17 protein-coding genes are annotated in these 14,391 nt (G+C 61.9%); 10 read left to right on the forward strand and 7 right to left on the reverse strand.

From position 1 onward, the window contains the following. Nucleotides 1-25: 25 nt before the first annotated feature. Together fsa and fliN are read right to left on the reverse strand one after the other, a co-directional pair. Nucleotides 26-682 carry a fructose-6-phosphate aldolase gene (gene fsa, locus AMB_RS16385; protein WP_043744864.1) on the reverse strand — a complete coding sequence of 219 codons (657 nt, stop codon included), beginning with the start codon at nt 680-682 and terminating at the stop codon, nt 26-28. A 73-nt stretch (nt 683-755) separates the two neighbouring features. Further along, nucleotides 756-1,043: a flagellar motor switch protein FliN gene (fliN, locus tag AMB_RS16390; RefSeq protein ID WP_043744867.1), complete on the reverse strand. Its 288-nt coding sequence runs from the start codon at nt 1,041-1,043 to the stop codon at nt 756-758. A gap of 168 nt (nt 1,044-1,211) precedes the next feature. Between fliN and AMB_RS16395 the strand changes: the two genes are divergently transcribed. From AMB_RS16395 to AMB_RS16420, 6 genes are all read left to right on the forward strand, one after another. Next, the gene (locus AMB_RS16395; RefSeq protein ID WP_043744870.1) at nt 1,212-1,544 is read left to right on the forward strand and encodes a hypothetical protein; all 333 of its coding nucleotides are present in this window, start codon (nt 1,212-1,214) and stop codon (nt 1,542-1,544) included. Next, nucleotides 1,541-2,338, forward strand: a complete 798-nt coding sequence (locus AMB_RS16400) for an alpha/beta hydrolase (RefSeq protein ID WP_011385611.1) — start codon at nt 1,541-1,543, stop codon at nt 2,336-2,338. The genes AMB_RS16395 and AMB_RS16400 overlap by 4 nt, the downstream gene beginning before the upstream one ends. A gap of 272 nt (nt 2,339-2,610) precedes the next feature. Next, nucleotides 2,611-3,033, forward strand: coding sequence for a hypothetical protein (locus AMB_RS16405; protein WP_043744873.1), 423 nt, complete (start codon nt 2,611-2,613; stop codon nt 3,031-3,033). 466 nt (nt 3,034-3,499) lie between these two features. Further along, on the forward strand, nt 3,500-4,732 hold the full coding sequence (locus AMB_RS16410; RefSeq protein ID WP_011385613.1) for an OmpA family protein: 1,233 nt from the start codon (nt 3,500-3,502) through the stop codon (nt 4,730-4,732). 74 nt (nt 4,733-4,806) lie between these two features. Beyond that, nucleotides 4,807-5,655 (forward strand): hypothetical protein, encoded by an 849-nt coding sequence (locus AMB_RS16415; protein ID WP_011385614.1) that lies wholly within the window; start codon nt 4,807-4,809, stop codon nt 5,653-5,655. Nucleotides 5,656-5,742: 87 nt separating this feature from the next. Continuing rightward, entirely contained in the window at nt 5,743-5,979 is a 237-nt protein-coding gene (locus AMB_RS16420; protein ID WP_011385615.1) for a hypothetical protein, read from the forward strand. A gap of 29 nt (nt 5,980-6,008) precedes the next feature. Here AMB_RS16420 and AMB_RS16425 read toward each other — a convergent pair whose 3' ends face one another. Continuing rightward, a complete protein-coding gene (locus tag AMB_RS16425) occupies nt 6,009-6,212 on the reverse strand; it encodes a hypothetical protein (RefSeq protein WP_043744876.1) in 204 nt (67 codons plus the stop codon). A 280-nt stretch (nt 6,213-6,492) separates the two neighbouring features. Here AMB_RS16425 and AMB_RS25755 point away from each other — a divergent pair, with 280 nt between their 5' ends. Both AMB_RS25755 and AMB_RS25760 read left to right on the forward strand, forming a co-directional pair. Beyond that, nucleotides 6,493-6,858, forward strand: coding sequence for an agenet domain-containing protein (locus tag AMB_RS25755; protein WP_011385617.1), 366 nt, complete (start codon nt 6,493-6,495; stop codon nt 6,856-6,858). Between the two features lie 207 nt (nt 6,859-7,065). Then, nucleotides 7,066-7,230, forward strand: a complete 165-nt coding sequence (locus AMB_RS25760; protein ID WP_158303982.1) for an agenet domain-containing protein — start codon at nt 7,066-7,068, stop codon at nt 7,228-7,230. Between the two features lie 71 nt (nt 7,231-7,301). On the opposite strand, the gene AMB_RS16435 is transcribed toward AMB_RS25760, so the two are convergent. Both AMB_RS16435 and AMB_RS26040 read right to left on the reverse strand, forming a co-directional pair. Next, nucleotides 7,302-7,490: a hypothetical protein gene (locus tag AMB_RS16435; RefSeq protein WP_011385619.1), complete on the reverse strand. Its 189-nt coding sequence runs from the start codon at nt 7,488-7,490 to the stop codon at nt 7,302-7,304. 68 nt (nt 7,491-7,558) lie between these two features. Continuing rightward, nucleotides 7,559-8,644, reverse strand: a complete 1,086-nt coding sequence (locus AMB_RS26040) for an FKBP-type peptidyl-prolyl cis-trans isomerase (RefSeq protein WP_011385620.1) — start codon at nt 8,642-8,644, stop codon at nt 7,559-7,561. 144 nt (nt 8,645-8,788) lie between these two features. Between AMB_RS26040 and AMB_RS16445 the strand changes: the two genes are divergently transcribed. Both AMB_RS16445 and AMB_RS16450 read left to right on the forward strand, forming a co-directional pair. Continuing rightward, on the forward strand, nt 8,789-9,640 hold the full coding sequence (locus AMB_RS16445) for a hypothetical protein (RefSeq protein WP_011385621.1): 852 nt from the start codon (nt 8,789-8,791) through the stop codon (nt 9,638-9,640). Between the two features lie 257 nt (nt 9,641-9,897). Next, nucleotides 9,898-11,361, forward strand: coding sequence for a radical SAM/SPASM domain-containing protein (locus AMB_RS16450; RefSeq protein WP_011385622.1), 1,464 nt, complete (start codon nt 9,898-9,900; stop codon nt 11,359-11,361). Between the two features lie 14 nt (nt 11,362-11,375). Here AMB_RS16450 and AMB_RS16455 read toward each other — a convergent pair whose 3' ends face one another. Continuing rightward, nucleotides 11,376-11,786: a hypothetical protein gene (locus AMB_RS16455; protein ID WP_011385623.1), complete on the reverse strand. Its 411-nt coding sequence runs from the start codon at nt 11,784-11,786 to the stop codon at nt 11,376-11,378. Nucleotides 11,787-11,892: 106 nt separating this feature from the next. After that, nucleotides 11,893-14,154: a B12-binding domain-containing radical SAM protein gene (locus AMB_RS16460; RefSeq protein WP_011385624.1), complete on the reverse strand. Its 2,262-nt coding sequence runs from the start codon at nt 14,152-14,154 to the stop codon at nt 11,893-11,895. Between the last annotated feature and the right edge of the window lie 237 nt (nt 14,155-14,391).

Consider the following 14,391-nt stretch of genomic DNA (forward strand, 5'->3'; position numbering starts at 1 on the left):
GCAAACGGGACTTTTCCACACCCAACTAAAGAATCGACTGCCCGGTCTTGGCCCAATCGGCCATGAAGGCGGCCAGGCCCTTGTCGGTCAGGGGATGCTGATACATCTGCCGCAGCACCGCCGCCGGCATGGTGACCACGTGGGCGCCCAGGCGGGCCGCCTCGGTCACATGCATGGGGTGGCGGATGGAGGCGGCCAGCACCTCGGTGCGGAAGGCCGGGTATTCCCGGTAGATGGAAACGATGTCAGCGATCAGTTCCATGCCGTCCTGGCCGATGTCGTCCAGACGTCCGACGAAAGGCGAGATAAAGGCGGCGCCGGCCTTGGCAGCCAGAATGGCCTGGTTGGCCGAGAAGCACAGGGTGACGTTGACCCGGACGCCGTCGTCGGACAGCACCTTGCAGGTCTTGAGCCCGGCCGGGGTCAGCGGCACCTTGACCGCCACGTTGGGACGAAGGGCGGCCAGCTTGCGGCCTTCGGCCAGCATGGTGTCGAAATCGGTGGCGGCCACCTCGGCCGAGATGGGGCCGGGCACGATGTCGCAGATCTCGGCGATGACGTCGAGAATCTTGCGCCCCGACTTGGCGATCAGCGACGGGTTAGTGGTCACGCCGTCCACCAGTCCGGTGGCGGCCAGCTCGCGGATTTCGGCGACTTCGGCGGTATCGATGAAGAACTTCATATGCGGCCCCCAGGCGTTCGTGTGCGGGCCACAGACTACCAGGGAGGCGGCAGGCGTCAATCGCCGGGGAAGGTCAATCGGCGGCGCGCTTCAGCACCTCGGTGATGGTCACCGCCAGATGATCCTCGACCACCACCACTTCGGCGCGGCAGACCTTCTTGCGGTTGACGTAGAGATCGACGGGATCATTGACCTTGCGATCCAGCTCCACCACGGCACCGCGGCCCAGCTTGAGGAGCTGGGCGATGGGCAGGTTGGCGGTTCCCAGCACCGCCGAGAGCTCCACCGAGACGTCATAGACCGCCTCGCGGTTGTCTCCCAGACCCAGGGCTGCGTTGATCGCGTCGTCGCTGTTGGCCATCTCGCCTCATCCTTTTGGCCCAGAATACGCGGGCCTTTACAATATAGAGCATATCCGGCATTTCCGAACATCCGGTTAACCGGACGTTCGGATAGAGTTGCATATTGGAGACGGTTGCGATCGGGTGATCAGCCCCGCTATGATCCGCCCCGGGCAGAGGAAGGGCGCATGAGCACTGAAATCTACTCCTGCCGCGACGGCCAGGACCTCAAGCAGGGCAAGCTCGACTATTCCGACATCGATGATCGCGAAACCGCCGAGATCGATGCCAAGCGACGCTGCAAGCTTGATCCCACCATCAAGAGGGTTGCCTATTACAAGGTTGCCGCTGATGGCGACTTCCGCATGTTCTTCTCCTACACCAATCCCCATTGCAAGCCGGCCCCCAAGGCGAAGCCGGTCAGCCTGGCGACCGCCGCCCGCAAGGCGGCACCCAAGAAGAAGCCTGAACCCAAGCCGGGTCTGCTCGCGCGGCTGAAGAAATCGATCGGCCTCACGTGAAACTGGAACTGCTGCACTGCCATCCCCCTGAAGGCCCGGCCACCCAGCGCCCGGCCCTGCTGTTCGTCCACGGCTCCTATTGCGGCGCCTGGGTGTGGGCCGAGCATTTCATGCCCTATTTCGCCCGGCGGGGCTGGTCGACCCATGCAGTGTCGCTGCGCGGCCATGGCGAGAGCGAAGGTGGCTTCAATTACGCCTCGGTGGCCGACTACGTCGCCGACATCCACTCCGCCATGGACCATATGGGCGGCGAGGTGATCCTGGTCGGCCATTCCATGGGCGGCCTGCTGGTCCAGCACTGCCTGGCCGGCGACCAACGGGTGCGCGGCGCCGTGCTGATGGCCAGCGTGCCGCCCTCGGGCCTGATGTCCTCGGCGCTGCACCTGTCCATGTTCTCGCCCGACGTCTGCCTGCAATTCGGCGTGCTGCAGGCCCTGGGCCCGTCGGCGGTGAAGGGCGACGTCATCCGCCGTGCCTTCTTCTCCGACGCCACGCCAGACGACGTCCTGGCCCATCTGCTGCCCCGGCTGCAAAAGGAATCGCACCGCATCTGCGTCGAACTGCTCAATCCCAGCCGGCCACGCCTGCCGCTGGGCCAGGATCGGCCGGAGATTCTGGTGATGGGCGGCGATCGTGACGTGCTGGTTCCAGCCTCGGCCCTGAGGGAGACCGCCACCTATTTCGATGCCGAGCTTTCCTTGCTGTCCGGTGCCCCCCATGGACTGATGCTTGATGATTGCTGGTGGCAGCCCACGGCGGAACGCACATTGTCCTGGCTGGAATCCCGCTTCTGAAAGCGTGGATCGCGCCAAGGTGCCCGCAACCCGAACACACTAACCGGCAAAAGCCACTGAAATAGAAAGAGGGTAATGCCCCCTTTTTTATCAGATGCTGCTTTTGCCGTGTGCATGCACTCCCCCCCTGCCCGGCATATTTCTTTCATCGGAGATTCGCCCAATGGGCGGTCGCGACACAATGTCGCGCTGTGATAACGCTTCCCTTCGGGACGGGGTAAGGCTATGATTAACGTCGGATTAATCTAGGTTCTGTGTATCTAGGCTCCATCATGGCATTGAGCACCAAGCAGGTCGGATCGGCGGCGGCGGCGTCAAGTGTGGCGGCGGCGACGGCTCGTGTCGGCACGGGTGGGCGCAATGTGGCCTCCTCGACCCGCCCCGATGTGGAGCGGCTGGATTACGCCCAGCACATGGGGCTCAACGAGGAATCCATCCTCCGGTTCCAGCAGGAAAATGGGATCAATCCCGATGGCGGCCGCCGCCAGCGTGAGGGCAAGGGCGGATTCGCCCCACAGACGTCGCTCCGAATCTTCGAGTACGGCACCGACAATTCCGAAGACGGCAGCGACCCCACCTCGTCGAAAATTTTCCTCAACGACGTCCTGCGCGGCGTCGGCACCTATGAGCAGAACATCCGCATCACCTCCCCCGGCTCGGTGAAGCCGGGCAGCGTGATGAACTACCTGTTCTGACCCGCCTCACAATCCGATCCGGACGCCCGCTCCCGGGCGGGCACCTGCCGGCGTCCCAGCGCCAATGGTAGTCGAATCGTCGCAAGCGGACACAATGGCTGGTTCCGCGAGTTCTTCATGCCGCCAAAACCATTGCGCGACCAAGAGGACTCATCGGGAGTTGTCATAAGGTATTCACTGTATCTAGACTCTTGCCCGCCGAATACCAACATTCCCATTCTGTGCATGACTGTACATGGATTCCCCCCTCAGAGACTTCAGACCTAGCCGAACGAAACAAACTGGATTATTGTGAGCTTACGCCAGCACGCGAGTTTGGGGGGGGATGGTATGTTACGGCTGGCGCTAGCGCGTAAAAGTCATCGCGGTAAACCTCTCTTTTCCCGGCTGTTTCCGCCTTGCGGGTCTGTGACCTCGCACCAAGGCGGAAGACGGCCAGCGTCATTCTCTAGATGAGGAATGAAAAATGAAGAGCATCACACGGTGGGTCGGCCTAAGTGCCGTCGCAGCCCTGGCTGCTTGCGCCATGCCTGCGGACGTGTCGGACGTGCAGACGATCCTCGGATCCAAGGCAACGACGGGGACACCTTTCACGCAGGCTTTGTTCCAGGAATACCAGGCCTATACCAAGCAGCAGGTCCAGACCGAAGTGGAATGGGTCGACGCCTCGGAAACCGCCCGCAAGGGCCTGAAGGCCGGCGCCGGCGAAGCCGTGCTTCCCGACGAGTTGGGCACGCGCGTTCTTCCCGCCGCGACGGTCCCGGAACTGACTGCAGCGCGGGCGCGCCTGATGGGCTATTTCCAAGGCGGCGCCACCCAGCGGGTTCCCGCAGCCGCCGCCAAGGCGCAGGTTGCTTTCGATTGCTGGCTTGAGCAGGCGGCCGAAGGCTATGCCGCCAGCCCCTGCAAGGCCACCTTCCTGGCCCATGAGCCGATCCTGAAGAAGGCCGTCGGCGTCACCGAAGTTGCCGCCGATGTGCGCCGCAGCTTCATGGTCAATTTCGACCTCGGCTCGGCCAAGCTTTCGCCTCAGGCTCTCCAGACCCTGAAGGAAGCCGCCGCCGCCCAGGCGCAGATGTACGCCCCGCTGGTCTCCGTGGCGGGCTATACTGATACCCTCGGTTCCGCCGATGCCAATCTGCGCCTGTCGCGTCAGCGCGCCGACGCGGTGACCGCCGAACTGACCAAGCTGGGCGTCAATCCCGCCATCATCGCGGAAAACGCCCTGGGCGAGTCCAGCCTTGCCGTCGCCACCGGCGACAACAAGGCCGAGGCCAAGAACCGTCGGGTGGAAATCACCCTGGCGGGTCCGACCTGGTCGCACGGCCGCTACGGCGGCTATGCCTATGGCGATCGCGGCCATGGCTGGGGTGGTGGCTATTACGGCCACAACGGCTTCGCCGTGTTCTTCCTGCCCGGTTCCAGCCGGCTGGGAACCGCCGATATCGAGCGGCTGAAGATGGTTGTCGCCGCCCAGAAGAACATGAAGCCCAAGACCGTCACCGTCGTCGGCTTCACCGACCAGACCGGCTCGGCCGCGACCAATGCCCGCCTGTCGCGCGAACGCGCCCAGGCGGTGGCCGCCGAGATCGCCAAGCTGGGTGGCAGCACCACCTCGGTCGAGGCGCGTCCCGGCGAGACCTGGGGCTCGTCCTATGACGGGCAGGCCCGCCGCGTCGAGATCCTGTTCGGCTATTGATGAACCCGGAGGCGGCGCCCGGGACCAGTCCCCGGCGCCGCGCCATCCGAATATGAGATGTGGGAGCAAACACAATGAACAAGTCCCGTATCACCGCGTTGATCGCCTGCGTACTACCCGCCCTGGGTGGCTGCTCGGGCATCTATTACGCTAGTGAGGCGAAGCCGACCAACCTGGTGCCGCCGGCCGAGATGCGCTATGTGGTGCCTGCCGGGTCGTATCAGAACGACCTGACCGCCCTGGTCGGCACCTTCGCCGTCTACAACAAGGCGGACCAGACCCTGCAGGTGCTGGAGCCGGTGGCCAATCCCTATGACCCCCGCACCCGCCCTGTGGTGGAAACCGTCAAGCAGACCCTGTACAAGTCCGTGGTCAATCCCTCCATCCAGACCGACATTCCGCTGATCAACGCGGCTTTGAAGGATGCGGCGGGCCAGGACCTTGAAGTCACCATCACTGACGAAGCCCACGCGATGGTGCCGAATTATTCGGTCGACATCCTGAGCTATATCGGCAGCCGCTATCGTCCGACCAACCAGAACGAGGAAATCGTCTATGTGGCCGAGGCCTGGCAGCGCCGCTTCAATGCGGCCCTGCTGACCGCGACCGAACATAGCGCCTGGACGGCCAATACCGGCGTGGTGGTCTACAACACCAAGACCTACACCCGGACCGAAGCCTTTAAGGACGGCAGCTTCCTGACGGTCTCGGTGGTTCCCTACGCCAAGATCCAGGGCGCCAAGCCCGGCACGGCCCTCGAAGCCCTGCCGGTCTCGGCGATCACCTCCATCAAGCCGCAGATCGGCAATCCCTATGCCTACACCTGGCATCGGGAAGGCTGGGGCGGCTATGGCTACGGCTATGGCTATGGCTACGGCCACCACGGCTACGGCCCTGCCAAGGCGAAGCCCAAGGCCAACTAGGCTGGGGCTTTGCTGTGCGATCGGGGCGGGTAGTCACTACCCGCCCCTTTCTTTTGCCGAGAAACAAATTGCCACGGAGGGCGCGTGATGATCTGTAAAGTCTGCGGGGCCGCGACAACCACCGCCGAGGTTTGCAGCGAACCGTGCCGCCTCAAGCTGCAATGCAGACGCATCGCCTGGGACCGCGCCGCAGCCATGGTCGGGGTCAACGGCTATTACGACCGCCGCTACCGCGAACACCTGCGCAGCCACAACACGCGCGGCGCCAAAACTATGCTGAGGGAATGGAAAGCCGCCCACGCCAAGCTCGGCGAGCGGCCCTAGCCGCCCGGCCCAGCAATCGAAAATGTGCCCTAGGCGGCACTCTTGAGCAGCAATGTTCCCTGACCCGCCGGCGCATCGGCCCTGGTTACTGCGACCGCGCCCGCATCCACATCCATCCAGGCATCGCAACTGGACAGCGCGATCCAGCGGGCTTCGTCCGCATTATCCGCAGTCACTTCAAGGACCTCGGGCTTGGCCACATCCCGGGCAATGGACACAAGAAATTTCGGCATTGCCGATCTCCTTCGCAACAGCAACATCCCGTGCTCCGTCCTTTGTGCCCGTTTTTTTGGCGTAGGTGGTTCCCGAAGTTCACACGCCCACCATGCGAAAATGCTGCTATGCACAAAAGTTATGACTCGGAACATTTCCGGGTGACTGCCGGCCCGAGGGCGCCAAACTTTGCACTTCTCCGGAAATGGGATTTCAAATTATCCTAGTTCCGCAGTGTCCAGAGCCCCTCCTCATGGGGGATAGCCTGTCGACGCGAGGGGAAATATCGGGAGAATTCGCATGAAACTGAACGCATTGGGAGTGATTGCCGCAGCCACTCTTGCCGTTCTGACCTCCACCTCTGCCTTTGCCGCCGATCTTTGCCCGGTGGGCAAGTCGGTCAAGGTGAACTGGAAGGGGGATTGGTACCCGGCCAAGGTGACCAAGGCCGAACCGGCGCGCTGCTTTATCGCCTATGACGGCTATGGCCGCGAGGACGATGAGTGGGTCGGACCCGACCGCCTGCCCATCAAGGTGAGCTGGAAGGGCGAGTGGTATCCCGCCAAGGTGATCCAGGTCCAGGGCGACAAATACAAGATTCACTATGACGGCTACGCCAGCTCCGACGACGAAGTGGTCGACGTCAGCCGAATTCAGGTCCGCTAGGACCCGGCCGGGGGCTCTCCGACGGGTCCTGGCCTTCCGGAGAGCCCCCGGCCGGAAGCCTTTCGGCCGCATGCCCGTGACTTTGCAATGGAGGTTGCCTTGGTTCCGATCAGAAACATCCTGGCGTCGGCTCTATGCCTAACCGCCCTCGCAACACCGGCCTTTGCCCAATCGGGCGGCTCCGGCTCGGCGGGGGATGCCCCTTCGTTGTGCAAGCCCGACACCCGAGTCGAAATCCTGTCCGAGGGCGCCTGGTATCCTGGGGTGGTTCTCGATGCCCTGCGTGATGGGCGTTGCTTCGTCCACTACGATGGCTACGGCGCCGATGACGATGAAGCCGTGGCACCCAAGCTGATCCGGTCGGCCCGCTGATCCGGCAGGCCTCTGACGCGGCCCGAACTCGAAGAGCGGTGCGGCGCGTGGCATGGCCGCCGCACCCGTCGTCAGGCGACGATCAATCCCAGGATGCAAAGCCCGGTCACCCCGGCGAACACCCAGACATTGGCTGCCCCAAAGCTGATCTGGCGCCCCCGCAGACGCCCGACCCCCATGATCGCCCCAACCAAGGCAGCCCAAGCCAGCGCCGGAAAGGCGACAAAGACCACGAGCAGCAAACTGTCCCAGGCGTCCATGCGCCCCTCCCCCGCAATTGTCACAACAATACGTGGCTGACGGCACGGCTCCAAGGGCCATATGACGGTCAGCCCCTCGGAGCGGACGGAGCCCGGTCGATGACCGGCCTGACCCGGAAGGCCGTCAGAATTATCACCAGGAACGGCAGCAGGATGATCAAGGGGACACCGACCGCAAAGAGAATGGCCAGATCCAGGCCGATGATCTCCAGCAGATCGGACAGATGCCGCATGCGAAACAGCGCGACCACGGTGAAAGCCAGGACCGCTATTACCGACAAGGCGGCGCTGCCGTTGACGATACCGCGCTCCAGCCTGGAGGGGGTGAGGTTGGGCGAGAAGTCGAAGAACAGGAACTGATAACCCCAGCGTTTGATCGCCCTGCCGATAATGCCCGGAGCCAGGAAGCACCAGGCCAGCCACAGGGCGACGGTAATGCCACAGGCAACCTCCCAGCCGCGCAGCCCGAGCCAAGTGGCGATCGCCGGCAAAAGGAACAGGGGCGCCAGCCAGCAGAGCTTGTGGGTCTGCGAACGGAAGACGAAACGGATACGGGTACCCAGTTGGGGCAAATAGGAGCTCTCAACCAGGCCCGCCGCCTCGGCTTCGGCCAAAATAGCGGCTTCGGCCTCGGCCTCCGCTTCGGCCTTAGCCCGGGCAACAGCCCGCCCCCTCGACGCCAGGTCCATCGCCGCCCGATTCAGGGTGGCGACTTCGCCGGCGACCTCCTCGGGCGTGGCCGTCCGGACATCCGTCACCGTCGCGGAAAAAACCAATGTCTGGCCGGCCAGTGGATGGTTGCCGTCCAGCCCGACGTTCCGGTCACCGACGGCGGTCACGCGGTATTGCAGGGTGACGCCGTTAACATCCCGCTCCAGCACGTCGCCGACCTTGGGAGGCGCCTCGAGGCGGTCCAGCGATACCGTCATGGTCAGCGCGGTGTCAAAGGGTCCGAACCCGTCCTCGGGCGCCAATGTCACTTGAACGCTGTCGCCGGCGCCCAGGCCATCGAGAGCCGCCTCCAGCTTGGGAAAGAGCCCGCCATGGCCTCCGTGCAGATAACTTAGGGGCTCGGCCCCGGGGTCGACGACGTCGCCGTCCGGGGTGGCAACCCTCAAGCGTAAGGTGACGGCGGTGTTGGCTTCGATCTTCATGGTGCGCCCCGGATGAGACCCCTGCTGTGAAATGCAGGATTATCGACCTGCCACAATCGGCCGCGATGGGCAAGCCGTGGATGGCCCGCCGGCCAAATCCGCCCTATTATCGCCCCCGCCACAGGAGGGGGAAGGCTCGGCGCTATGGACGATACGGTGGAAATTCGGCTGGGACCGCTTGCTGCTGTCAGGTGGGTGGGGTGGGCATTCCTGTTCTCCACCGTGGGCCTGGGATTCATGTCGGCCGATCTGGCCATGCCGGAAGATGTGCCCATCGGCCTGGGCCTCGGCTGGGTCCTGCTGGCCTGCGGCGGCCTCTTCGCGGCCCTGGCCGTCCGCACCTATTGCTGGATTCGGGCGCATAAGGTGATTCTGACCCTGACCTCCGACGGCATCCGGGGACGGCCCACCCAGGACGTGCTGGTCCCCTGGAACCGTGTCATCTCCGTGCGGCGCGATACACGGCGACCATCCACCTTCGCCCTCGCCACCCAGAGCTTCTGGCTGAGCTACATCGTTTCGACCAACGACCCATTCCGCTACGACGTCTACAACGTCACGCTGGACGGAGATCTGACCAAAAAGGGCGTGCAGGGCGAGCACGCGCTTGGCCTAGGCTTTGACATCATTCCCGCCCTCATGTCGTTCTCCAGCGCTCGGGTGGCGCACGCATTCTCGCGCTGGCTCCCGGCTGAGCGCTGTATCGATTTCGAGAACCGGGCCGACCCGCTCACCCCCCAGGAGTTCAGGGATCGGCTGATGGAGACCGGTACGGCCTTGGCCCTGAGGCTGGACAGCCCGGTCACGCCTCTGTCGTCCGCAATTGTCGCTGAAACGACAGCTTCGGACATCGTGGCTGACGGGCAACAACCAGCCAGCGGCAACGACACCGCGACACCGTCGCAGAGCGAAGACGACACGTCCACCGCCGATCCGGGTTCCGACGATGGGGGCACGGATGACGGGGGCAGCGATGAGTCAAGCTCCGACGACTAATCAGAGGGGACTCCCGAGACCGGAAATGGGGGCGCACGTGACTGTAATCGTCCTTCCAAGCGGCCCGCGCAGGGAAGTAATCGAAACAATGTCTCGTTGACGCCAGCGTCCGGTACCGCAGCGAGTCAGGCCGGGGGTCTCAGGTCCCTCGCCAAGGAGGCGAGACATGGCGTTGGCGATGAGAATCGTTTCCGCTAAGGTTGGGGGCGTGGTCCGCTTCTGTCGGATCGGCATTGTTCCGGGGAGAGACCAAGACCATGGCAAACGAGGCTAGTCTCGATAATCTGCGAGCCATCTATGAGCGGGTCCGAGCGGAAACCCCATCTCTCAACTCCGAAAGTAGCGACTTCGCCGCGGCAAGCCTCACTTACGCCCGGCTGAAGCAATATAACGGCATCGCGGCGGCCATCAATCGTTGCGTCGGCGATGCCGTCGTACCCTGCATGCCACCCCACCTGCAGATCAACAATCACAACAAGTGCAACCTGCGCTGCGTTCAGTGCATGTATTTTGGCGAAGATAATGCGGGACCAAATCACGACAAGGACATTCTTCGGTCACGACCCAACATGGACACGGTCGAAGCCCTCTGCCGCGAAGGCTTCCCTTATGCCAACAACAGTTCGCTATCCGGCATCGGCGAAGGGCTGCTCCATCACAGCGCCGAGCTTATTGCCCAGCTAGCCGGCGAATACGGCGTGCGGATGATGCTGAACACCAACGGCCAGGTTCTCATGTCGAGACGGATTCGGCACCTGTTCGGCATTGGCAGCCTGATGTTTTCCATTGATGGCGGCCTCCCCCACACCTTCGAATCGCTGAGACTTGGGGCGAAATACGCTACCGTGATCAGAAACATGCGTACACTGTCGCGGGCGAACGAACTTTTGCCGCGCCCATTGCGCATGCATACCCGCATTTCCTTCACCACCTGTGTCAGCAACATGATCGAGCTGCCGTTGATGGTGGAACTTGCCGCGGCAGTCGGCATTCGCGAATTGGCGGTTTCATCCTTTACCTTGTACGATCGCGGGCCTTTTGCCCTTGAGATGATCGCGCCGCATCAGGAGCGGTTCGAACGGCTTTACGCCATCGCCGAAGAAAAGGCCAAAACCCTGGGCGTCAGCCTCTTCCGAACGGTGTCCCCCGTCTATACGCCCCCCTATTACGACCCGGATCAGCCCGGCGGGCGGCTCATGGTTGACTATGCGGATCCGTTCGACGAGTCGCGCCTGGTTCCATTGACGGAATTGGTTCCGACCGACAGCGTCGAAGACGATGCCCGCGAGATTGCCGCAGATGCCCTGGAGGCCGGCATCATCCGCAAGTTGACCCAGGCCACGCCCCAGCAAACCGAAGCAGCGGCAGAGGCCGTGGAGGCCCTGGCCGCCGGTATCCGAGATTTCATGAACTCCACCCCCGGCATCGCCAATCTGGGAGAGGCCGTCACCAAGCGCAAGATCCGTGAGCCGGGATCCTGGCGCCCGATTTGCGGCTATCTGTTCAGCTCTCTCTACCTGTCCGGAAACGGCATCGCCCAACCATGTTGCAACGACAAGATGGATTGGTTGGCCGATTACCGCAAAACCCCTATCAAGGAAGTCTTCTCCGGCCAACCCTACCGGGAGATGCTGGCGAGGTTCCACAGCGACAGCCCGCCTCAAGCCTGCAAGGACTGTCACTTCCGAGGCTATGTCCCAGAGGAGAGTCTGGTGCTGTGATGATCAGGCCGGGCTCACGGGTTGGACACGGCCATTACCGCCTGAGGCAATTCCGATAGACCAACCCACCGGTCAGCCAGATCCGTGACGTCGGGCGGTGGGACCGCCCCGTCGGCCAACAGGCCGATGACGGGAATTTTGTACCGGCGCGCCATGTCCAGCGCGGCTCCGGCCCAAGTCCGCCCCCGAGACGAGGTCGAGTAGACCGAGGGCAGGAAAATCAAGACATGAGACGGCGAAACCTGCGTCTCCAGTATCTCACACACCAGCGCCGCACCTTCCGGCGAGCTGAGTTTGATGCAGGGGTCGTACCATGGGTTGCCGAAATTTCGCCAACCCAAGCCAAATGCCTGATCCAGACAATGGGTTATCTGATCGATGTCCGCACGCCGATGCCAATCGTGAGTAATGAAGATATCGATCATGTCCCCCTCCATCACCTCGAGAGACCGAGCATCCCGAGGACGTTGCGCCCCGGCGTGGGGCGCGTCTGCTCACATGCCGATATCGGCGCAGGTCACTGGGTAGAAGCTACTGCTGCACGGCGTCCTTGGACCAGTAGACGATCTTTAGCGACTTCAAAGCACGGTCCATCCCATCATCATAAGGAAGGGCGAGAATGTCCCCCGCCGCGGACGGAACGATCAGGTGGTTATCGAAAATCTTGGATCTTCCAACCGCCTCAGCCTTGTCGGGCAGGGCAATCCGTCCGGGATTGCCCGCCATGATTTCCTCGTCGACAATCCACTGGCGGTAAAGAGTGTGACCACCTCCCGAGAGAGCATCATGCATATTGGCGAGCACCTCTCCGCCTATGGGAATGTTTGCAGCCTGCAGACCCTTGACCAGCCTGACGAAGCGCTCGGCACGCACCCCCTTGTCCACATACGGATTGATGCTGTACCATAAGTGATCAGGGACACCAAAATAGTATTTCTTATATATAGCCTCTTTATCGCCATAAAATCCAATCCCATGCCCTTCCGGATTCAACCAGTACACACTACTCTGAAGCAGTAGACACATATTTATATTATTTACTAGCGGGAACACCGATCTATTATCTTTAAAAAACTCAATCGTGTCGTCAATATCCTTCTCCGTTTCTCCCGGAGTTCCGATGACGATATTGATGTTCGGCGTAATTCCGGCCTTGACGCAATCCTCGTGATTTTTGATGAGCGTCTCGATCGTATAGCCCTTCCTCTGAAGCCTGATGGTATTTTCAGTGAAGGCATCCGCACCAAAATTGAGGCCGACAACGCCCGCAGCCTTCATGAGGGACAGAAATTCGACGTCGTATTTCTTGTTGACGCGAATTTGCCCCGAAAACACGAGCCTCAGACCGCGCCGCACGATTTCCTCACAAATTTGGCGCAGGACTTCCGGTTCCCCGCCAAAATCGCTGTCACTGGCGGAAAACGACGGGTTCCGGCCGGTCGCCATGATTCTTTCAAGCTCGTCCACATAAAGCGAGGGACTGCGCGAGCGGAACGAAAAGCGTTCGGCGCAGAATGTGCAGCGTGACCAGACACACCCCCTGGTCAGGGGCACGGCGGTTCCTTGATAGCCGGTGGATGAACGATAGACGGCGTTGATATCGTCGAAGAAATCGAGTGCGATACCCCCGAGCGCATCCAGATTATGGGGCTTGGGGCCTGGGATGAACCGGCGGCCGGGATCATCGAATTTGGAGATAACTCCCGGCAGATTGGCCGGGCGCTCGCCGCGCGCCAATTGTTCCACCAAGGGCCCGACCACCATGTCTGCCTCGCCGATCACCATGTAGTCGTATTCGGGAAATGCTCCCCGGCCGAACGTTTCGCTGACGCAGCTGTGCCCTCCGACCAGGATCATGGTCTCCGGCATTTCCCGCTTCACACGGCGAGCTAATTCCCGTGAAATCCATTCGTTGCGCTGATGAACAGACATCCCAAGGACCTTGGGGCGAGCGGCTTTCAACTCTCGGAAGATCTCGTCGATATCGGGGGCAAAATAATCGAGCAACAACGGCCACTGCCGGGGATCGATCCACAACCTCTCGTTATAGCCCCAGGGATCGTCAGCAAACCGAATCCCGTTACGCAGCAAGGGCTGCTCGCCAAGGTCAAACAGGCGGCGAACATGAAAGCGATGATACATGATGATGTCGGCATCCAGCGTCTGGAACCGCACAGACGAGCGCTTGAGCGCCGAGTGGACGTAGGACAGACCGACCGATATTTGCAATCCGGCCTTGGACGGCAGGTCCAGCAAAACAAGATCGAGGCCGGGAGTTAACTTGAGGCCGGGGATGTCGAATGGGTAGATGCCGGAATCCTGGGGAATCCAGCAATGAGGCGGAACAAGCTCGATGAATTGCTTAACGGAATCCGGGCTGAACACATTGATTCCGGCAGGGACGCGCCGCTCCAGCCGCCAGCGCGGCTCCGTCTTCGTCTCACATATGAAGATCGCGGTAATGTCCGGGGGAAGGTCGTCGATGCTGCGAACAAGCGGCCGCCCCTTGTAATCTTCAGCCTCGCCCAGCTCGTCGATCACCACCGCAATGCAGTCCAGAACCTGCGGCACCGTCTGCGTAAAGAAGTCTAGAAACGGGCCCGATTTCCAGAACGCAATCTTTCCCCCCATGCTCCCCAGACTGGCGGACACGCGGGCGAGAATATCCACCTCATGCGGCTCGCCTGTCATCGGGAAACATCGATAGGCGCTAAAACGGACGTTCTCGCCAACGGCCTCAACCATTTGCTGGGTCTGAGGATCAACCAATGATACCTTTACGAGCTGGTTCATAGCGCCTCACCTTTGCCCCTGCAACTTCAAGAATCGGCGTTCCGCGATAGAGCTGTCCGTCGACTTCCGACCCAAGGCACGTATATGGGCCGATGCCGGCCCAATCGGTAGGTGGACAGACAAACTTGCCCGGAGGTGTCCGAAGCCGCGGCCATGATCCCATTAAAGAGTGAACGGCAAGTTACGCGGCGGTGAAGATTGACGAGGCCGCTGCGCCGGGGTAGGCAGGTGATGTCG

The sequence above is a fragment of the Paramagnetospirillum magneticum AMB-1 genome (assembly GCF_000009985.1).
GTDB classification, from domain to species: domain Bacteria; phylum Pseudomonadota; class Alphaproteobacteria; order Rhodospirillales; family Magnetospirillaceae; genus Phaeospirillum; species Phaeospirillum magneticum.